The organism is Phycisphaerales bacterium (assembly GCA_035627955.1).
Taxonomy (GTDB): Bacteria; Planctomycetota; Phycisphaerae; order Phycisphaerales; family UBA1924; genus JAEYTB01.
In genome coordinates this window covers 191,803-213,236 of record DASPKU010000019.1, presented here as the reverse complement: position 1 = coordinate 213,236, position 21,434 = coordinate 191,803, and the positions used below count along the sequence as shown (strand labels likewise).

The window sequence follows — 21,434 nt, the reverse complement described above, 5'->3', positions numbered from 1 at the left end:
ACCAGACCTCAGTTCGCCCCCGCCGACAGGTACGGCGTCTTCTGCAGCATCCCCAGCAGCCGCTGCTTGGGCGAGCCCCCGCCCCCCGCGCCCGCGCCGGTGGAGAACGCCAAGCGGAAGCCCACGTCCGCCCAGCCCTGCCGGGCCGTGGTCCGCTTGAACTCCTGCGGCTCGGTCGTGCCCACCTGCGGATTCGACAGCGCCGACCCGCCGATCACCCGCATGTTCGCGTAGCCCTGCCCCATCAGCCCCATCACCGAGTCGTACGTCGCCTGCGGCAGCGCCTCCGCCGCCAGCGGCGCTTCGTGCGTGAACTCCCACACATTCCCGATCAGGTGATGGAACTTCGGCTCCTCCGCACCTTGCCTCCGCTCGTTCACCGGCGCGAAGTACAGGTACCCGTCGTTCACCGTTAGTGCCGAGCCGTCCAGCTCCGCCGCGACCGGCGCGCCGTTCTGCAGCACCATGATCCCGCTGCCCGGGTAATTCATGATGTTCTTGGCCTGGAACTTGTCGTCGCCGATGTTGTCCGCGACGTGCTGGTACTGCCGCGCGTAGGACTCATCGCGCAGGTTGGGCGTCGCGTTCGCGCCCGTCGCGGCCGCGGCCTTCCACTCCGCCGAGCTCGGCAGCCGGCACCCCAGCACCCGCGCCACGTACAGGCTCGCCTCCGGCGACACCCAGTCCACGGGATCCAGATCGCTCGGCGGCCGGCCCGGGCCACCGCCCTCGGGGTAGTACGGGTTCCGCGCCATCGTGTCTGCCATGTTCGTCGCGTGCCAGCCCATGCCGTTCTTGTCGTGCGGCTGCGTGTTGGCCGGCACGCTCTTGTCCATCTTCATCTTGTCGCCGCTGCCCACCCACCGCACGGTCCGCACGCCCGCGCGGGTCTCGAGGTTGCTGCCGTCCAGCAGCTTCTTGCCCTGACCGCCCACGCCCCGCACATCATCCCACTTCCCGAACGCCTCCACGGCGTCGATGAACAGCCCCACCGGCATCTCGGTCGTGCACAGGTACGTGACCTGGTCCTCGCCCATCACCATGGGCCGGAACTCCAGCACGTGCTCGCCGCGCTTGCCCGTCCACCGGTAGCGCACCAGGCCCCGCGCCTTGTCCTCCTCAAACGCCCACTTCACCCTGCCCGGCCCCATCTCGTCCATCGTGACGACCTTCTTGATCACGAAGGGGTTGAGGTCCTTGTCGAACTGCGCCACCTCCGGCCTGTTCAGGTTGAGGCCCTTGGCGTCGTTCACGAAGGCCATCACGGGCGTGTGCAGCTGCTCGATCTGCTCCTTCGCCGGTGCTTCGCCGACGCCCTCGACGGCCTTGAGCAGCTCCCACCTCTCGCGGTTGTACTTCAGCCACGCAGGCCCGCCGGCGATGGCCTCGGCCCCGCCCGGCACCCGCGTCGTGAGCTCGAAGGCCGCGTTCACCTGCGGCACGTCGCCCTTGGCGTTCTCGATGAACCTCAGCCACAGGGCACGCAGCTGTCCCTCGACCTCGGAGGTGAGTCCGGCCGCCCGTGCCCCCGCGCTCTTCCGCACCGCCGCCACAACCTTCGCCTGCACATCAATGGCCGCGCTCAGGTCCGACGCGCTCGCGGGGTAACCCGTCGCCCGGAGCGCCCGCCACGCCGTCAGCACGCTCGACAGTCCGCTCCCAGCGTCGTTGATCACGCCCACCAGCGCCGGCGCGCTGCTCATCGCCTTTACCTCCTTGAGGGCATCGACCCGCGCCAGCACCTTGTCCAGGCCCGCCTTCAGCGGCTCGAAGCCCTGTGCTCCCCGCACCGCAGCATCGAGCGCCGCGATCGAAGCCCCTTCCACGCTCTCATCCAGCCCATACCCCGCGGCCAGCAGCGTCTCGACCTTCTGTGCCGCGGTGTACATCGCGCGCAGATCCGCCACCCGCGCGTTGTAGGTCCCCGCCGCCTGCTCCACCTTCGCCCGCAGCCCTGCGTCCGCCGCGTCTGTCGCCTCGGGCAGCTTGGAAATCAGCGACTCGCGCAGATCAACAAGGTGCTTCTCCGCCCCCGCGTACACCACCTCCGAGCCCGCCGCGGGCGCCTCCAGCCCCAGCGTCGCCGCGAACGCCCCGTCGATAGACTTCAGCAGCTCATCCAGCTTCGCGACCTGCCCGGTGACTTCCTGCCACCCGCGCGTCTCGCTCTCCTCCAGGTCCTCACGCAGCTTCCGCAGCGACGCCGTCATGCGGTCCTGCAGCTGCGCCGACCGCAGCGACGCGGCCCCGTCGCCCGCCTTCTTTACATACTCGATCAGCTGATCCCGCGCCCCCACACGCACCGCTTTCAGCTTCGGCCGTAGGGCCAACGCCGACGCCTTCGCCTCGCCCGCGATCTTGACAATCTCCGCCTGCGCCGCCGGTTCCGTCCCCCACGCTTTCCCCCGCGTCTCCTCCACCAGCTTCTTGAGCGCCTCGGCGTCGGTCCGCAGCTGCTCAAACTCCGCCCGCACCGCCGCGTCCGAGCTCAGCAGCCGGTCCGCCACCGTCACGTGCTCGGCGATCTCGCTCATCCATGCCGCCAGCCACCGGTCCGGGCTGGGCTTCCGCGGGTCCTGCGTCGGGTCGGCCTGGTCCTCAAACCACCGCTCCTCCAGGCTCACGAGCGCCGCTGTCGCCTTCGTGTACCGCTCGTCGCGGTTTGCGATCTCGCTCTTGATGAACGCGCTCTGCTCCTCGCTGGCGGGCGGCGGCTGGTTCTTCAGCCACGCGATCGACTCGCTCAGCTCCTTCAGCTGGGCCGCCAGCTTCCCCGCCTCCTCCGCGTCCACCGGGTCGTCCTTGATCAGCTTCCGCACTTTCGCCAGCCGCGTATCGAGGCTCCCCACATCCCCTGGCGTCCACGCCCTGCGGGCGTCCTCGTACACGATCTCCACCTTCGGCGGCTCGCGCATCGCGACGAACACCCCGCCGCCCACCGCCAGCAGCACCGCCGCCGCGATCCCCAGCTTCGCTCCCACCGACATCCCGGCCTTCGCCGGCGGCTTCGCCTTCAAGACCTCCGCCAGCTTCGCCCGCACCTGCTCCAGCGGCACCAGCTGCCCCGCCTGCACGTTCAGCAGCGTCTCGCACAGTCCCCGCAGCAGTTCTCCCGCCGCTCCCATCCGCTGCCACTCGGGCCCGCCCGCCACCGCCCCCGCCCGCGGCGGCATCCGGTGCACGACCATCTGGTACAGCAGCGCCGCCATCCCCCGCTGGTCCTGCACCGGCGCGTTGGCCTCAAGTCGCGAGCCGGCCTCCGGGTCCGTCAGCGCGATCGCCGCCTCTTCCACCTCCACCGACCCCAGCAGCACGTTGCTCGCCTGCAGCCCGCCGTGACCACGCTTGTGCGTCTTCTCGAGCTCCTCGAGCCCCGCGACCACGCCCTCGATCACGTGCGCGATCGACCGCGCATCCAGCTCCCGCCGGCTGTCCACCATCCGCTGCACGCTCACCGGGTAGAGGTCGGTGACGTAGTACACCGCGTCGCTCGCCCGCCCCGCATCGTGCACCGGGGCCCAATGCCCCGCGCCGCCCCCGCCCGCGGGCCCCGCCGGCAGCGACCGCTGCACCTCCGCCGCCTCCAGAAACGCCGCGCTCTCCCGCTCCACTACCTCGGCGTCGGCGAACACGTCCGCCGTCTTGTACACCTTCACCGCGTACGCGGGCGCCCCTGTCTGCCCCGCCTTCCGCGCGGCGTACACCGCGAACGGACCCGCCGATGCCAGCTCCTCGACCGTCTCAAACGCCCCGTACGTTGGCATGGCCGCGCGCCTTCACCGCCCGCGCCCCGCCCGCGAGCCGCTTCCAAACAACGGCACCGGGCGATAGAGCCCGGTGCCGCAACGGGGTCCACAGAATACACGCGTCGGGGCCACCGCCCCAAAACCGCCCCAACCCTGCTCCGGGGGCACGCGCCCCTGGGCGTCACTTCTTCAGCGGCTCCATCTTTGTCCGCACGTCGATGCCCCCGCTCGTCACGGCGATATCGATCTGGTTGGTCTTCCAGCGGTCGCTCGTGAAGGGCAGCTCCTTCCGCCGCAGCTCCAGCCCGCCCTCCCCCGAGCGGAGGTTCTTGCTGTTGGCGAAGATGAACAGGCGGGTCGCCCCCCGCTCCTTCCACACCTGCCAGATCGGGTCGTTGGCCGCGATGGTCTTCGCCGCCGCGTCGTCGTTGGTGAACACCAGGTCCTTGGTGAAGGGCTTGGCCGCCGCACGCCGGGGGTCGTTCCCCGCGAAGAACGAGTCAACCTTGTACTCGTTCCACTCCCGCGCGTCGTTCTCGCTCACGCCGATCACCGCCACCTCCACCAGCGGCAGCTTGCCGTTGGGGTCCCGCAGGCTCTGCTCGGGGGTGAAGGTCACGTTCGCCACCTTCAGCGTCGGCGTCGAGCACCCGCCCAGGGTGAAGCTCATCATCACCACCGCCACCAACACCGCCCACACGCTCAGCTTCGACATGGTCAGACTTCCTTCGAATCGAGGAACACGAACCCTTACCGCTCCGCCGCACTTACCGCTTCGCCGCCGCGATGCACCCCTTGACCACCTCGCGGATGTCCGCGCTCAGCCCGGGGTCCGACACGATCAGGCTGCGGCAGCTCGTCAGCAGAGCGTACAGGTCGTCCAGAACACCGTCAAAGACCCTGTGGATACCGCCCACCGGCGCATCGCCCAGGTCCTTGCACCGGCTGTCGGCGCTCAGCCCCGTGAACATCCGGATCACCGCCGCCAGCGTCCCAAACCACAGGCGCGGCGGCACCGCCAGGAATGCTTCGTCCGCGTCGCTCACCCCGGCCAGAACCCGCTGCGGCCCCAGCGCCGCCGCCCACTTCTTGTCGCTCTCAAAGACCCGCATCAGCCGCCCCGGCAGGTCCTCGCCCGTCTCCGCCAGCTTCGCCGCCTCGGCAGCCAGGCTGAACAGATCATCCAGCACCGCCGGCAGCGCGCGCCCCGGCCCAGTCAGCAGCGTCCGCGCCCCCAGCACCCCCACCGCGTACAGGTCGCACGGCGAGCTCATCATCGGGACCAGCTCGAACGCCACATCCTGGATGGGCACGCCCATCGCGCTCTTCAGGCGTGCCGTCACATCCTCGCTCAGGGCGTGCGGCACCGTCCGCACCTTCAGCTCCCCGCCCGCCATCGCCTCGCGCCCATCGACCGTCGCGTACAGGTCTACCCGCGTGTTCCCCACCGCGAACCGCAGCCACACCAGGTCGTTCTTCCCAGGCGCGAGCCGGTCCTGCGTCGAGAGCGTCCCCTCCAGGATCACGCCGTTGCTCTCGCTGATCACGTTCCGCAGCCGCAGCCACCCCTTGCCGCTCGCGGTGCGCCCCACCGCCTCGGGCGTGTACACGCTCATCCGCTGACCGCTCGCCGCCAGGAAGTACTTCGCCTGCGTCCCCTCGATGGGCAGCTCGACGCCCTCCCCCGGCTCGCTCAGCTCGACCCGCGCCGTCCACCACAAAGGCAGCGCTCCCGCCCCCGGCGAGAGCCGCACCCTGAAACTCTGCCCCGTCAGGTTCAGCAGAGGCATCTGCGTCCCCGCCAGCGTCGACCGCACCGCTGCCGCCGCCCCGGCCAGCACCATCAGCTTCAGGTGCAGCGCCTCCACCACCCGCGCCGGCGTCCCCGCCGCCGACAGGTTCAGCCACCCCCCCACCTTCCCCATCCCGCCCACCGCCCCCGCCGGGCCTCCGATGGCACTCTCCGCGATGAGCTTCAGCAGCTTGTCCGCCGCGCCGGACTCGCCCTCGACGCCCGTCAGGGCATCGATGAACTGCTCGTACGCCAGCGGCGCGTACGGCCGCACTATCATCCTTCCCCCGCCCCCGTTCACCGCCGCGACCTCACCCGTCGCACCCACGCCCATCGCTGACACATCCGCCCCCACCACATCCAGCGGCAGCAGCGGCGTCTCCTCCCCCAACTCAGGCTGGTACAGGTGTCGCGACAGCGTCGCGCCGTACGCCGGCACGCCCTTGCGGGTCAGCAGCCCCTCATCACGGCACAGCTGCCACGACGCCCCCGCGCGCCGATCCTTCGCTGCGACCGGCGCCAGCCGCTTCACATCCACGAACATCGGCGCAGGGTTCTCCGTCTCCCAGCCCGTCGCGATCACCCCCGCCCCCTCGACCTTGGCGAACCCCTCGGCCCGCACCGCCCACCGGTGGTCCAGCTGCGCGTTGCTCAGCGCCTGCCGGTACCCGGGGAGCGCGCTGGCTAGCCCGGCCGTGTCCTGCACCCACAGCTCCAGCCACTCGTGCACGATCCCCGCGCTATCGCACAGGCACCCGAGGTACACCCGGGCATCCAGCGTGTCCCGCAGCGTCACCAGCGGGCTCTCCCCCGCCTTCGCCCCGCTCTTGACGACCGCGCACAGCCGCACCCGCGCCTGCTGCTCCGCCTCCGTCAGCGGCGCCGCCCCATACCCCTGCGGCATCGAACGCGGCAGCGACGCGAACACGAACGGCACGGCAGAAGTCGGTGTCATGGGGGCACAGTGTACCGGCCTGTCACCATCGCGTGCCACGATCATCACGTGCCACGATCATGACCGTGCTCTGACGGTCATGATCGTGCCCCCTTGCCGCGATATCTCACGCGTGCCCCAGGTACGCCTTCCGCACCGCGTCGCTCGCCGCCAGCTCCGCCGCCTTGCCCTCCATCGCGATCTTCCCCACCTCCAGCACGTACGCCCGGTGGGCCACCTTCAGCGCCTGGTTGGCGTTCTGCTCCACCAGCAGGATCGTCGTGCCTTCCTTGTTGATCTCGCGGATGATCCGGAAGATCGTCTGCACCACCTGCGGCGCCAGCCCCAGGCTCGGCTCGTCCAGCAGCAGCAGCTTGGGGCGGGCGAGCAGCGCCCGCGCCATCGCGAGCATCTGCTGCTCGCCACCGCTGAGCGTCCCCGCGCTCTGCTTGTACCGCTCCTTGAGACGGGGGAACAGCGACAGCGCGTGCTCACGGTCCTTGGCGATGTTGGCCGTGTCCTTCCGCGCGAACGCCCCCAGCTCCAGGTTCTCCTCCACCGTCATGTTCGCGAAGATGCCGCGCCCCTCGGGCGACTGCGCGATCCCCAGCCGGACGATCTCGTGCGGCGCCAGGCGCGCAAGGGACCGCCCTTCGTACTCCACCTCGCCGCCCGACGGCTTCACCAGCCCCGAGATCGCCCGCAGCGTCGTGCTCTTGCCCGCCCCGTTGCAGCCGATCAGCGTCACGATCTCGCCACGCTCCACCCGCAGCGTCACCCCGTGCAGCGCCCGGATCGCCCCGTAGTTCACCCGCAGGTCCTTCACCGCGAGCATTACTCACCCCTCCCCTGCTGCTCCGCCGTCTTCCGCGGCGACATCGCCTCCGTCACCGGCCCCGCGCTCCGCGGCGTGTGCACCACCCCTGCGTGCTCGCGCTCCTTCCGCGCCTCCTCCGCCGCCTCCTCCTCCGTCGAGCCCAGGTACGCCTGGATCACCTTCGGGTTCACCTGCACCTCCGCCGGCGTCCCCTCCGCGATCACCACGCCATAGTCCAGCACCGTGATCCGCTCGCACACGTCCATCACCAGTCCCATGTCGTGCTCGATCAGCAGGATGGTCACCTTGAACTGCTCGCGCACCTGCCGGATCAGCCCCCGCAGGTCGGCCTTCTCGCGCGTGTTCATCCCGGCCGCGGGCTCGTCCAGCAGCAGCACCTTGGGGTTGGTCGCCAGCGCCCTGGCGATCTCCAGCTTCCGCTGGTCCCCGTACGGCAGGTTCCGCGCCTGCTCCTCCGCCCGCCCCTCCAGCGCGAACACCTTGAGCAACTCCATCGAGCGCTGCGTAATCGCCCGCTCCTCGCCCACGTGCAAGGGCGACCGCAGCACCGCCCCGAACATCGAGTGCCGCACGCGCACGTGGCTCGCCAGCTTCACGTTCTCCAGCACGCTCAGCTCGCCGAACAGGCGGATGTTCTGGAAGGTCCGCGCCATCCCCGCTTCCGCGATCCGGAACGGCCGCAGCCCCTGAATCTCCTGCCCCCCCAGCCGCACCGTCCCCGTGTCGGGCTTGTACACCCCTGTCAGCAGGTTGAACACCGTCGTCTTGCCCGCGCCGTTGGGCCCGATCAGCCCGTGCAGTCCCCCCTCAGGGATCGCCAGCGCGAAGTTCTGCACGGCCTTCAAGCCGCCGAAGCTCTTGCTCACGCCCGATGCGCTCAGGATCGCATTGGCAGCCGCGCTCGCAGCAGTCACGCGCCACCCCGCTTCCCGAACCGGCGCGTCAGCCACCCCCACGTTGACCGCTCCCACACCTCGTGCACGCCGAACAGCCCCTGCGGCCGGAAGATCATCATCAGGATCAGCATCAGCGCGTAGATGATCATCCGGAAGTCACCCAGGTTGACCTCCGACCCGATGCTCTTAGGCAGCACCGCCGGGCCTCCCAACCCCGCAACTACCAGCAGCCCCCCCACCACCGCCACGCCGATCGTCCGCCCCGGCAGCGGCCGCGCGTTCTTCTTGAGGTACCCGAGCTTCGCCACGCTCGACACCGCCATCACCGCGCCCACCACCCACAGCACCGTCCCCAGCTCCACGATGAACCCGCGCAGGTACTCCGGCAGCAGCGTCACGATCACCGCCGCCAGCGTCGCCCCCGAGATCGACCCCAGCCCACCCAGCACCACCATGATGATGATGTCGAAGCTCTTCTGGAACCCCGCGTCCACCGGGGACAGCGACACGCCCAGCGTGTGCGCGTACAGCCCGCCCGCCATCCCCGCGAAGAACGCCGCGATCACGAACGCCCACACCTTGAACCGTGTCGTGTTGACGCCCATCGCCTCCGCAGCGATCTCGTTCTCGCGGATCGACAGAAACGCCCGCCCGAACGTGCTCGTCTTCAGCCGGAACGCCACGATCAGCGTCACGCACACGACCAGGTACACCCAGAACAAGCTGTTGTACTTGGGGATGTCCCCGAACCCCAGGCTCTGCCCCACCGACACCGGCAGCAGATAGAACGGCGCCTCCCGCACCGCCGCGGCCGTCTTGATCACCGGCTGCGTGTTCTGGATCATCACCCGCACGATCTCGCCGAACCCCAGCGTCACGATCGCGAGGTAGTCGCCCTTCAATCTCAAACTCGGCAGCCCCACCAGGAACCCCACCAGCCCCGCCGCCAGCCCACCCACCACCACCGCCGCGAAGAACATCAGCTCCGCGCCTGTCAGCAGCGGCAGCCCCTCGATGCTCCGCGGCATCCCGCTCAGCACACCGCCGCGCGCATCCGCGTTCCCCCACGCCAGCATCGACCCGTAGTACGTCACCGCCCCCGACACGTACCCGCCCACCGCCAGGAACCCCGCGTGCCCGATGCTGAACTGCCCCGTGAACCCGTTCACGATGTTCAGCGACACGGCCAGGATCACCGCGATCCCCACGTTCAGCATCAGGATCGCGTCGTACGCCCCCAGCGCCGGCTTCAGCACCGCCTGCACCAGCAGCGCCACCCCCACCGCCGCCACGTACGGCCACAGCCCCTTCGCCGCGCTCGCCGCCGCGGAGGGTCTCAAGGCATCAGCCTGGGCGCTCAGCGTGCTCACTCACACCTTCTCCACCGCGGCCACTCCCAGAATCCCGCCCGGGCGCACCAGCAGCACCAGGATCAAGAGCGCAAACACGTACACGTCCGTCATGCTCGACGACAGGTACGCGCTCCCGAAGTTCTCCAGGAGCCCGATCGCCAGCCCCCCCAGCATCGCGCCGCGGATATTCCCGATCCCCCCCACCACCGCCGCCACGAACGCCTTCAGCCCCAGCAGCGTCCAGCTCGTGTCCGCCGTCTGCTTGATGTTCGCGTACTTGAGCGCCCAGATAAACCCACCCGCCGCGGCCAGCATCGCCCCCGCCACGAACGTAATGCTGATGACGCGGTTCACCGGGATCCCCATCAACGCCGCGTTCCGCACGTCGAAGCTCACCGCCCGCATCGCCCGCCCGAACTTGGTGTGGAAGATCAGCCAGTCCAAGCCGAACATCAGCGCCACGGCCGTGCCCACGCCCACCACGTCCAGCACGTTAATATTCACATTCCCGATCGACACCAGCGCGGAGTCCTCGATCAGGCGCGGGAACGCCCGCGGGCTCGTCCCGAAAACCTGCGGCAGCTGCCCCAGGTTCTGCAGGAACAGCGACACACCGATGGCCGTGATCAGCACGTTCAGGCGCGGCGCGTTACGCAAAGGTTTGTACGCCAGCCGCTCGATCGTGAACCCGATCGCCCCGCACGCCGCCATCGCCAGCACCAGCACCACCCCGCCCAGCCACCACGGCGTTCCATCCGCGCCACTCACCATCGGCTCGAGCTTGGTCGCGATCACCAGCGACAGCCACGCACCCAGCACCACCACGTCGCTGTGCGCGAAGTTGATGAACTTGAGGATGCCGTACACCATCGTGTAGCCCAGCGCAATCAGCGCGTACAGGCTGCCGAGGGAGACGCCGTCCTTCAAAGTCTGGAGCAGTTGATCCACGGGGGGCGGATTCTAGCGAAAAGACGCCGGGCCGAAAGCGGCCCGGAAATCGTCAAAGGGCAAATGTTCAAAGGGCAAATCCGGAGAGAGCGCGCCGGTTACCCCGGAACTCCCCATCCGAATTTGCCCTTTGCCCTTTGCCCTTTGCTATTTGCCCTTTGCCCTTTACGGTTCGACCGTCGCCCGCCACACCGGCACCCCGCCCTTCATCTCCACGATCACCGCGGGCTTCACCGCATCACGCTCGGCGTTGATCGAGATCACGCCCGTCACGCCCTTGAACCCCTTGGTTGAGGCGATCGCGTCGCGCAGCTTGCTGCCGTCCACGCTATCGGCCTGGTCCATCGCCTGGAACAGCAGCCGGGCCGCGTCGTACCCCAGGGCCGCGAGCCCGTCCGGCGTGCCGCCGAACTTGCTCTTGTACTTGGTCACGAACTCCTGGATCTCGGGCGTGGGCTGGTCGGGGGCGTAGTGGTTGCTGTAGAAGCTGCCCTCGATCGCCTGCCCCGCGTTCTTCGCCAGGTTCTCGCTGTCCCAGCCGTCCCCGCCCAGCAGCGGCATCGTCATCCCCAGCTTGCGGGCCTGGATCGCCACGTTCGCCACGTCGGTGTAGTACCCCGGCACGAAGATCACGTCCGGGCTGCTCTCCCGGATCCGCGCCAGCTGCGCGTTGAAGTCGCTCGCCCCCTTGGTGTACGCCTGCTCGCTCACCACCTCGCCGCCCGCGGCCTTGAACGCCTTGGCGAACTCGTCCTTCAGCCCCACCGAGTACGCCGACGCCTGATCGAACAGCACCGCCACCTTGTTCGCCTTGAGGTCGTTGCGCGCGAACTTCGCGCACGCCAGCCCCTGGAACGGGTCGATGAAGCACACCCGGAAGATCATGTCGCCCTTCTTGGTCACGTCCGGGTTGGTCGAGCTCGGCGTGATCATCGGCACGCCGTACTGCTGGCAGATCGGCGCACCCGCCAGCGACACGCTGCTCGCCACCTCCCCCAGCACCGCCACCACCTCATCCTTGGTGATCAGCTTGGTCACCACGGGCCCCGCCTTCTCCGGCTTGCCCTCGGTGTCCTCGCTCACCAGCCGCACCTTGCGCTTGGTGCCGCCGATGTCCACGCCGCCCGCGGCGTTCACTTCCTCGATCGCCAGCTTGATCCCGTTGTCCGTCGACTGCCCGAAGGTCGCCTCGGACCCCGTCAGTGACCCGAAGTGCCCGATCAGCACCTCGCCGGACTTGTTCCCACTACCCCCGGCGTTGCCCCCTCCAGCCGTGCCGCCGCCTGTCCCGGACTTGTCCTTGCACCCCACCACGCCCGCCAGACCCATCAGGGCCGCCAGACCAAGCACCTTCGCCACGCTCGCCGCACGCTTCATGGGCAACTCCATAGAAAGACCGCGGCCCCGGGGGCAGTCCCGCCGGGGCCGCGCGTTCACAGGGTACCCGATCTCAGGGGTGCACCGCCACCAGTGACTTCACCGGCGACGCCGCCCCCCGGCGACTCCCACCACCCCCGCGAGACCCAGCAGGGCCGCCGCCGAGGGCGTCGGCACCACCGTCAGGGCGAAGTTCACGCTCGTCTCCCCGCCGCCGGACCGCGCCGGGGGGCCCAGCAGGTCAGCGCTGAACGCGTAGCTGAACGCGTTGGCCATCAGGGCGTAGTTGCCCGCCGGCAGCGTGCCGCTGAACGTGAACCCGTCGCTGCCCGGCCCCGGGAAGATCAGGAAGCCCGCCACCGGCTCGTCGGTGTCGGCGTTGATCAGCTGCACCCGCGCCCGCCCGTACAGGTCCGAGGGCTCGCCGTCGGGGTTGAGCCCGTTGAGCACCACCGACCCGCCGCCGGTAAATGACACCGGCGTCGGCGCCGCCACGCTGAACAGGGCCAGGAAGCTGCTGTGCCCCTGCGCCTCACCCGTGATGAACGTGCTGCCCGTCCGCACCAGCGTCGAGGCCGTCAGCGACCCCGAGATCAGGCTCGACGACACCGTGGTGTTGTGCCCGGCGCTGCCCTCGGCCCCGCCGCCATTGACTTCCGAACGGCTGGCCGCAGCCGTGTGGCTCCACGGCCCCATCCCCGGCGCGCTCGACCCATCGAACCCCTCGGCCCCGTTCCCCAGGACCGCGCTCGCGACCGTGGAGCGCTCCTGCCCCGTGGGCGCAAACTGCCCCAGGGCGACCACAGGGAACGCGCCCGCGACCAGGGCACCAACGACACACGCACGCATGCTCATGTTCTCTCTCCTCGATCCCCTCGCCGAGGGGGCCAGCCTACCAGACCCGATCCCCAAGGCAACCCCAAGTGGTGCCCCGATCACCGCAAGAAATCGCACCCGCCCGCGACGGACCCGCCCCCCGCCCGCATCCTTATGGATGGCCGCGTGAGAACGCCGCCAACAGTCTCCATTCTGGGGAAACCCCGCTGCGACCGCCGCCACCCCTGGCGGTCGTGGCGTTTTTGGGGGCCGGATTGAACGCGAAGGGCGCGAAGGGGGAGCCCGAACACGCGAAGGGGGGCCGGGAAACCGCGAGAGGGGGGCGGACGGCGCAGAACTTGCCCGTTTGGTGGGTCTCGGGGTCTTGAACAATCATTTCTCGAGGCTCAACAGCTCCTGTGCATGCCCCAACTGGCCTTGTTCATGCCCCAACTGCCCTTGTTCATGCCCCAACTGCTCTTGTTCATGCCCCAACTGCTCTTGTTCATGGCCGAGAAATCGTTTCTCAAGGCCCAACTGCCGTTGTGCACCGTCCCACAATCGTTGTGGGACGCCCCACACCCGCTGTGGAACGGCCCACAGCAGGCAAGTTCTGCGCACCCCGTCCCCTTTCGCTCTTCGCGCCTTCGCTCCCCCTTCGCGGCCTTCGCGTTCAACCTCCCCCAATGCGGGCGACAGGAATCGAACCTGCAAAGCCTTGCGGCCACGGGAACCTAAATCCCGCGCGTCTGCCAGTTCCGCCACGCCCGCGGCGATCCACATCTTAACCCATCCTGGGTGGCCAGCCGCTCCGCGGCGGCTCCCCTGCCTTTTATCACCACCGGTCCACCACCTTTCCGAAACAGGATGGTCCCGTGACCTGACCACTCCTCCACTCCTCCACTCCTCCACTCCTCCACTCCTCCACTCCTCACCCCCCCACCCGCTCACCCACCCACCCCTCAGGACCCCCCATGGCCTGCAAGTGCACCAGCGCCTCCCTCGGCCCCCTCATCCTCCGCACCGCCCTCGCCGTGGTCTTTATCTGGGCGGGCCTGACCAAGGTCCTCGCTACCACCGAGGTCACCGGCAAGGACGTCACCCTGCTCAAGGAGATGGGCGTCACTCCTAAGACCGCGACCGTTGACGGCGTCACCGGCACGCCCGCCGCGGCGTCCTCGGACAAGCTCGAGGTCTCGCTCGCCTACACCCTCGCCCTGCACCTGCGGAAACTCGAGCAGCCGCAGGGTGAGCAGCAGATCACGCTGTGGCCCAAGGCCCTGACGCAGGACCGCTGGCCGGTGTGGGCCGCGTACGCGTGCACGTTTACCGAGCTCGTGGGCGGGGCCCTGCTGCTGATCGGTGGCCTCACCCGCCTGGCGGCCTTCGGAATCGCCACCACCATGATGACCGCGATGTGGCTGACCGTGATCGGCCCGGCAATCGCCAGCGGCAAGACGCACCTGGGCTTCCTGCCTGACACCGAGCCGCTGCTGGGGGGCAACTTCATGATGGTCCAGTTCCAGTTCACGCTGTGCCTGGCCGCGTGGGCCCTCGTTTTCCTCGGCTGCGGCGCCCTGGGCCTGGACAACGCCCTCTTCGGGCGCGGCAAGAAGCCCTCCAAGCCCAAGCCGGCGGCGCCGGCGGAGGAATAAGCATCTCACGCAGAGGCGCAAAGAACGCACTCGGAACTGGCTTCCTCTGCGCCTCTGCGCCTCTGCGTGAGCTCTTGATTTGATCAGATCGACGGGGGCGGCATGGGGTATGGTTCAGCGTGGCCCTGACCTGGGAACAGTTCCGCAAGGCCCCCATCAGCACGCTGCCGCGGTCGGCGCTGGTGCTGCCGATCGCCGTGTCGGTGCTGGTGCACCTGACGATCGTGGCGACGGTGGTGCTCTTCCAGATCGGGCGCCAGCCCCGCCAGGGACGTGTGACCGAGGGGCCGGTCGAGACCGCGACGGTGCTGACACTGGCCGCCGAGCCGCCACCGCCGGCTCCGCCCGCGCCGCCCCCGCCGATGGCCCCGCCGCCGCAACCGGAGCCCGAGCCGCAGCCCGAGCCGGAACCAGAGCCTGAGCCCGAGCCGCCCCCCGCGCCCACCAGCACCGACGTCCTCGCCGAACCCAGCGAGCCCGCGCCGATCGACCCTCTGCCCGCGCCGCAGCCCGCCGCGCCCGGCGTGCCGACGCTCCCCCGCGCCACCGCGCCCATCGTGGTCCCGCAGCCCGCGCCGGCGCAGCCGCAGCCGGTCACCTTCGCGGGCGTGCAGGGCACCCGTGCCAAGAAGGTCGTCTACGTGGTGGACGCCTCGGGCGCCATGACCAGCAGCCTGAAGCTGGTGCTCGAGGAGCTCTCACGCTCCATCGGTCGGCTGGACGCGTCGCAGTCCTTCCAGGTCGTGGTGATGCGTGAGAACCCCGAGGACGAGGACGCGCCGCGGGCAACGCTGTTCTCGTACAACCGCAGCACGTCGCTCACCCCCGCGACGGACGACGCCAAGATTCAGGCGTCCACGTGGCTCGCGTCGCTCACGCCCAGCGGCCGCAGCGACCCGCTCGCGGGTCTCACGGCCGCGCTGGAGCTCAGGCCCGACCTCGTTTTCCTGCTCACCAAGTCCATCCGCCGCACCGGCAGCAACACGGACTGGGGCGCGGGGAGCAAGGCGACCATGGACCGGCTCGATGAGCTCAACCCTGTCAGCGTCCACACCGGCGACCGCCCGGCGGTGATCAAGGCGATCCAGTTCATCGACGAGGATCCGACGGGCCTGCTCCGCGCCATCGCGGCCGTGCACGGCGACGGCGAGGGTAGCTACACGCTGCTGACGCTGGAGGACCTGAAGCAGCGACGCTGAGGCAGATGTGGCGAAGTGGCAGAGTGGCCAAGTGGCAAAGTGGCAGAGTGAAAAGCCACTGAGCCCGACCCTCCTTTCGCTTCCCACTTTGACACTCCGCCACTTTGCAACTTTGCCACTATGCTTGGTCCATGACCAGCGTCTGCTTCTACTTTCAGGTCCACCAGCCCCACCGCCTCCGCCGCTACTCGGTCTTCGACAACGACCCCTTCTACTTCGACGACGCCAAGAACGCGCAGATCTGCCGAAAGGTGGCCGACAAGTGCTACCGGCCGACCACCCAGCTCATCCTCGACCTGGTGCGTCGGCACAAGGGGAACTTTCGGGTCAGCTATGCGATCACGGGGACGGTGCTGGACCAGCTGGAGCAGTGGGCGCCCGACGTCATCAAGGTCTTCCAGGACCTCGCCGCCACCGGCTGCTGCGAGTTCGTGGGCGAGACCTACTTCCACTCGCTTTCTTACCTCTACTCCAAGCGCGAGTTCGACGAGCAGGTGCTGATGCACACCCGCCGCATCCAGCAGCTCTTCGGCCAGACGCCGCAGGTCTTCCGCAACACCGAGCTCATCTACAACAACGACCTCGCCTGGCACGTCTCGCAGATGCAGGACGAGAAGGGCGAGCGGCGCTTCAAGGGCCAGATCTGCGAGGGTGTCGACCGCCACCTGGGCTACCGCTCGCCCAACTACGTCTACACGCCCCCCGGCGGGGCCGTGGGCAAGGACAACAAGCCCTTCGGCCTGCTCCTGAAAAACTACCGCCTCTCCGACGACATCGCCTTCCGCTTCAGTAACCGCGGCTGGGCCGAGTGGCCGCTCTCGGCCGAGAAGTTCGCCACGTGGGTCAACCACATCAACGGCGACGGCTTCCTCTGCAACCTCTTCATGGACTACGAGACCTTCGGCGAGCACCAGTGGGCCGACACCGGCATCTTCCAGTTCCTCTCCGCCCTCCCCGAGAAGGTCTTCGACGTCGCCCCCGGGCAGAACCACTTTATCACCCCCAGCATGGCCCTGGACCAGTTCAAGCCCGTTGGCGAGTACGACGTCCACGACTTCATCTCCTGGGCCGACACCGAGCGCGACCTCACCGCCTGGCGCGGCAACGCCATGCAGAACAACGCCCTCGAAGAGACCTTCAAGCTCGAGGCCCCCATCAAGCACGCGTACGAGCAGGCCCAGCGCAGCGGCGACCCCCAGCGCACCACCGACGCCGCCCACCTCCTTAACGACTGGCGCAAGCTCACCACCTCCGATCACTTCTACTACATGTGCACCAAGTACTTCGCCGACGGGGACGTGCACAAGTACTTCAACCCCTACGACTCGCCGTACGACAGCTACATCAACTTCATGAACGTGCTGGACAACGTCCGCACGCGGCTGGCGAACCTGACCGCTACGGGCCCGAAGTCGCCGGCGATGGCGCGGTGACGACCCGCGTCGCCATGCAACGTTCGTAACGAGCCCCGAACGAAGTGAGCGGGCCCTCAATGATGCCCAGTGGGCAAGGTCAGCTGAAGACCCGTCACTTCGTTCCGGGCTCGTATGGACGTTCTCCGCGTCGACTTGCTTGACGAGTTTTTGTGTGATGCGCTCATGGCGGCTGGTAGGCTGTTCGCATGCCCACGCCTGTAACCCTGCTCGTCCCTGCGTTCACGGTTGCAGCGCTTTCCGCGACTGCTCCCGCGCAGCTGCTGGATGACGCTCCGCCCGCCGTCGACGCGGCCGCTCAGGTCCACCGCCCCGACGCCGCCGCCGTCACCTTCCGCGCTGACCTCACCATCCGCCTCCGCAACAGCCGCCCCGACGACCTCGGCACCGGCGCCCTCGCCATCCTCCACAACCTCCTCGACGAGCTCCACGCCAAAGGCGTCCGATGGGAGCGCGCCTACGCCCACCTCACCGAGGACCAGCTCGACCACATGCACGCCCGTGCCGAGGCGTATTGGCAGCGCCCAATCGCCAATCTCAACAACCAGTTCAACCTCTTCCTCCCCGCCGATCACGCGGCCAAGGGCCTGAACCTCGCCGACATCTGCAAGCAGCTCGAGTCCTTCACCGCCGTGCGCCGCGCCGAGCCCCACCTGACCGGCATCAACAACGACCCCCTCCCGCCCAGCTACACCGCCAACCAGCGCTACTTCAACCCCGCTCCCATGGGCATCAACAACACCGACCTGCACACCTGGCCCGGCGGGCGTGGCCAGGGCGTCACCGTCGTCGACGTCGAGCGCCAGTGGAATGTGAACCACGCCGAGTTCACCGGCCGCCTCCTCCGCGCCGGCCCGCCCACCAGCGGCGACCCCAGCGCCTCCAGCAACGACCACGGCACCGCCGTCATGGGCGTGCTCGTCTCCGATAGCAGCACGTGGGGCACCACCGGCGCCGTGCCCGACGCCACGCCCTACTACGCCCACGTCTACATCGCCGGCCTTTACGACGTTGCCGCGGCGATCACCAACGCCGCCGCCGTCACCGGCCCCGGCGGCGTGATCCTCATCGAGCAGCACATGATCGGCCCCGCCTCCAACTACGTCCCCATGGAGTGGCGCCTCGACTGCTACAACGCCATCCGCACCGCCGTGGGCAACGGCATCGTCGTGTGCGAGGCCGCGGGGAACGGCAACCAGAACCTGGACGCCGCCATCTACCAGACCGGCAACGGCGGGCACTACCCCTTCCAGTCCGCCAACGACTCGGGCGCGATCATGGTCGGCGCCGGGGCCGCGGGCTTCGGGGGCACCACCACCGCCCGCTCGCGCCTGCAGTTCTCCAACTACGGCGCCACCGTCGACCTCCAGGGCTGGGGCGAGCAGGTCTTCACCATCGGCTACGGCAACTTCTACAGCGTCGAGGGCGTGAACCTCCGCTACACCAACTCCTTCAGCGGCACCTCCAGCGCCACGCCCATCGTCAGCGCCGCGGCCGCGCAGCTCCAGGGCGTGCACCGCGCCGTCACCGGCCAGTGGCTCACGCCCGCGCAGGTCAAGGACCTCCTCCGGGCCACCGCCACGCCGCAGCAGGCCGGCACGTACCCGGTCTCCCAGAACATCGGCCCCCAGCCCGACGTCCGCGCCGCCCTCATGCTCGCCCTCGGGCCCGACTGCAACGCCAACAACCGCCCCGACCGAATCGACATCGCCATGGGCGCCCCCGACGCCAACGCCAACAACATCCCCGACACCTGCGAACCGCTCCGCACCTGCGACCCCGACTTCAACGGTGACGGCGACACCGCCACCGACCAGGACATCGAGGCCTTCTTCGCCTGCATCGGCGGCCACTGCTGCCCCACCTGCGCCAGCCCCGACTTCAACAACGACGGCGACACCGCCACCGACCAGGACATCGAGTCATTTTTCCGCGTCATCGGCGGCGGCCCCTGCTAGCCGCCGTGGCCCCGGGCTTCCGCCCGGTGTCGCCCCACGTGCCACCGAGATGTCATCATCTCGGTGCTCCCCCCCGTTAGGCTGGACGGACCGGAGCCCCACCATGCACCGTCACCTGCTGTTCGCCGCCCTCGCCCTCACCAGCGCCGCCCACGCCCAGTGCCCCCCCAACATCTCCGCCACCACCGCCGCACTCCCCGGCGTCAACGGCTCGAAGATCACGGCCATGCTCCAGTGGGACCCCGACGGCGCGGGCCCCCAAGCGCCCGTGCTCGTCGTCTCCGGTGACTTCACGCAGGCCGGCGCGGTCGCCGCCGCGGGCATGGCGACCTGGGACGGTCAGCAGTGGCAGCCGTTCCCCGCGCCCCTCGCGAACGCGACCGCCCTCGCATTTCACAACGGCGAACTCGTCGCCGCGCCGCCCTCAATCAACGCCGCCCCGCCCACCCCCGCGCCCGTCGTCCGCTACGACGCTGCGAGCAACACATGGCAGCCGCTGGGAACGGGCCTCAACAACGTACCCATCAAGGCGCTCGCCGTGTTGAACGACCAGCTCTACGCCGGCGGGACGGGCATCGTGCCCAGCTCCCTGGGCGCTCGCCACCTGGCACGCCTGAACGGCACCACCTGGGCCAGCGTTACCGCCCTCCGATCTTCCGGCGCAGTCCACACCCTCCAGGCGACGAGCGACCGACTCCTCATCGGCGGCACCAACTTCACCTATGGGATCACGCCCGGGGGCAGCGTGGGCGCATCGCGCGCCCTCTTCGCGTACTCCTCCGCCGGGCATGTGTTTTACCCCGACACCATCGACCCGGCCTTCGGCGACGGCGTCCGCGCCCTGGCCATGCACAACGGCGACCTCTACGCCGGCACCGCCTCGGGCAGCATCTTCCGCCACAACGGCACAGCCTGGAACTACGAGTACGGCTTCTGGTCCTACGACCGCCTCGACGTCCACGCCCTCCGAAGCGTGAACGGCGTTCTCTACGCCGGCGGCGCCTTCTGGGGTAATACCAACGGCCTTGAGACCAATGGCATGGCCCGCAAAGCCGCGGACGGCTGGCAGATGCTCGATTACGAAGGCCTGTGCTTCGGCGGGGGCTGGTACGGCACTGTCTACAGCCTCGCCGAGTTCCAGGGCAAGCTCATCTTCGGCTCTGGCTACTACAACGTCTTCGGCAGTCGCCCCGGAATCGCCGCCCACGACGGCGCTCACCTCTCCGGCGTCACCGCCGGCCCCGACGGCCCCGTGAACATGGCCTGCACCTTCAACGGCGCCACCCTCGTCGGCGGCCAGTTCACCGCCCGCAGCGGCGTGCACCTCCAGGGCCTCGCCACCATCACCGGTGACACTCCGCACGCCTGGGCCCCCTTCGCGCCCGGCGCCGCCATCGACATCCCGCCCGTCTGCTCCCTCGTGCACAACGGCGAGCTCTACATCGGCGGCGTCAACAGGAGCCGCGATACCACAGGCCTCCCCGTCCGCCGCTGGAACGGCTCGGCCTGGACCGCCTTCGGCACCGGCCCTTACTACGGCAACGAGCAGGTCAACGCCCTCGCGTTCTACAACGGCCAGCTCATCGCCAGCGGCAACTTTCAGTACGGCTCTCCGCCGCCCGACCGCCGCTCCATCGTCCGCTGGGACGGCGCCAACTGGCTTCCCCTCGCCGGCGGCCTCAACGGCCCCGTCAACGACCTCAAGCTGCACGAGGACCGCCTCATCGCCGCCGGCGCCTTTCCCGGCGCCGTGCAGGCCTGGGACGGCACATCCTGGCAGACCCTCGGCCTCGGCTTCGACACGGCCGCTAACGCCCTCGCCCTCTACCGCGGCCAACTCATCGCCGCGGGCTCCTTCAGCGCCTCGGGCCTCACGCCCCTCAACCGCATCGCCCGCTGGGACGGCGAGACCTGGCAGTCCCTCGGCGAAGGCTTCCCCGGCACCGTCGACACCCTCGCCGTGCACGACCACCGCCTCTTCGCCTTCGGCCGCTCCGACCTCACCGGCCTCGTCGCCCGCGTCTGGGACGGCCAGGCCTGGACCGACCTGCCCGCCAGCGCCTTCCCCCTCTGGACCACCGCCGTCGACGCCCTGCCCCGCGCCGACGACCTGCTCGTGCTCTCGGGCTACCCGCCCGCCACCGCCACCATCCACCACGCCTGCGGCCCCGTCTGCGGCACGCAGGACTTCAACGGCGACGGTGACTTCGGCACCGACCAGGACATCGAAGCGTTCTTCGCCTGCCTCGGCGGCTCCTGCTGCCCCACCTGCTTCTTCCTTGGCTCTGACTTCAACGATGACGGCGACGCCGGCACCGACGCCGACATCGAGGCCTTCTTCCGCGTCCTCGGGGGCGCCGCCTGCTGAAGCCCAAAACTCGCAGCGGCGACCTCAACCACTCGACGAGTTGTGCCGATCACACCGTCTGTACGGGCCGGGGCATTGACACCCTCGGTACGCTGCGCGCCATTCCGACCTCGGCTCATTAC

14 protein-coding genes and 1 tRNA gene are annotated in these 21,434 nt (G+C 69.2%); 5 read left to right on the top strand and 10 right to left on the bottom strand.

From position 1 onward, the window contains the following. Nucleotides 1-8: 8 nt before the first annotated feature. From VD997_15625 to VD997_15580, 10 genes are all read right to left on the bottom strand, one after another. Nucleotides 9-3,764 carry an SUMF1/EgtB/PvdO family nonheme iron enzyme gene (locus VD997_15625; protein HYE63421.1) on the bottom strand — a complete coding sequence of 1,252 codons (3,756 nt, stop codon included), beginning with the start codon at nucleotides 3,762-3,764 and terminating at the stop codon, nucleotides 9-11. Nucleotides 3,765-3,927: 163 nt separating this feature from the next. Then, nucleotides 3,928-4,461, bottom strand: coding sequence for a hypothetical protein (locus tag VD997_15620; GenBank protein ID HYE63420.1), 534 nt, complete (start codon nucleotides 4,459-4,461; stop codon nucleotides 3,928-3,930). Nucleotides 4,462-4,513: 52 nt separating this feature from the next. Beyond that, on the bottom strand, nucleotides 4,514-6,493 hold the full coding sequence (locus tag VD997_15615) for a hypothetical protein (GenBank protein ID HYE63419.1): 1,980 nt from the start codon (nucleotides 6,491-6,493) through the stop codon (nucleotides 4,514-4,516). 106 nt (nucleotides 6,494-6,599) lie between these two features. Next, complete coding sequence (locus VD997_15610) at nucleotides 6,600-7,307, bottom strand: ABC transporter ATP-binding protein (protein HYE63418.1); 708 nt, start codon at nucleotides 7,305-7,307, stop codon at nucleotides 6,600-6,602. Continuing rightward, nucleotides 7,307-8,224, bottom strand: coding sequence for an ABC transporter ATP-binding protein (locus tag VD997_15605; protein ID HYE63417.1), 918 nt, complete (start codon nucleotides 8,222-8,224; stop codon nucleotides 7,307-7,309). Before VD997_15605 ends, VD997_15610 begins: the two co-directional genes overlap by 1 nt. After that, complete coding sequence (locus tag VD997_15600; protein ID HYE63416.1) at nucleotides 8,221-9,576, bottom strand: branched-chain amino acid ABC transporter permease; 1,356 nt, start codon at nucleotides 9,574-9,576, stop codon at nucleotides 8,221-8,223. The genes VD997_15605 and VD997_15600 overlap by 4 nt, the downstream gene beginning before the upstream one ends. Further along, nucleotides 9,577-10,506, bottom strand: a complete 930-nt coding sequence (locus VD997_15595) for a branched-chain amino acid ABC transporter permease (protein HYE63415.1) — start codon at nucleotides 10,504-10,506, stop codon at nucleotides 9,577-9,579. It abuts the gene before it with no gap. 165 nt (nucleotides 10,507-10,671) lie between these two features. Then, nucleotides 10,672-11,883, bottom strand: coding sequence for an ABC transporter substrate-binding protein (locus VD997_15590; GenBank protein ID HYE63414.1), 1,212 nt, complete (start codon nucleotides 11,881-11,883; stop codon nucleotides 10,672-10,674). 99 nt (nucleotides 11,884-11,982) lie between these two features. Then, nucleotides 11,983-12,738: a hypothetical protein gene (locus VD997_15585; GenBank protein HYE63413.1), complete on the bottom strand. Its 756-nt coding sequence runs from the start codon at nucleotides 12,736-12,738 to the stop codon at nucleotides 11,983-11,985. Between the two features lie 648 nt (nucleotides 12,739-13,386). Continuing rightward, nucleotides 13,387-13,470, bottom strand: a tRNA-Leu gene (locus tag VD997_15580). Nucleotides 13,471-13,673: 203 nt separating this feature from the next. On the opposite strand from VD997_15580, the gene VD997_15575 reads away from it, so the two are divergent. From VD997_15575 to VD997_15555, 5 genes are all read left to right on the top strand, one after another. Beyond that, nucleotides 13,674-14,354, top strand: a complete 681-nt coding sequence (locus VD997_15575; GenBank protein HYE63412.1) for a DoxX family membrane protein — start codon at nucleotides 13,674-13,676, stop codon at nucleotides 14,352-14,354. A 119-nt stretch (nucleotides 14,355-14,473) separates the two neighbouring features. After that, nucleotides 14,474-15,553 carry a hypothetical protein gene (locus VD997_15570; GenBank protein HYE63411.1) on the top strand — a complete coding sequence of 360 codons (1,080 nt, stop codon included), beginning with the start codon at nucleotides 14,474-14,476 and terminating at the stop codon, nucleotides 15,551-15,553. A 131-nt stretch (nucleotides 15,554-15,684) separates the two neighbouring features. Continuing rightward, entirely contained in the window at nucleotides 15,685-16,986 is a 1,302-nt protein-coding gene (locus VD997_15565) for a glycoside hydrolase family 57 protein (GenBank protein HYE63410.1), read from the top strand. Between the two features lie 188 nt (nucleotides 16,987-17,174). Continuing rightward, the gene (locus tag VD997_15560; GenBank protein HYE63409.1) at nucleotides 17,175-18,944 is read left to right on the top strand and encodes a S8 family serine peptidase; all 1,770 of its coding nucleotides are present in this window, start codon (nucleotides 17,175-17,177) and stop codon (nucleotides 18,942-18,944) included. A 103-nt stretch (nucleotides 18,945-19,047) separates the two neighbouring features. Beyond that, nucleotides 19,048-21,312, top strand: coding sequence for a hypothetical protein (locus VD997_15555; protein ID HYE63408.1), 2,265 nt, complete (start codon nucleotides 19,048-19,050; stop codon nucleotides 21,310-21,312). Nucleotides 21,313-21,434: the final 122 nt, after the last annotated feature.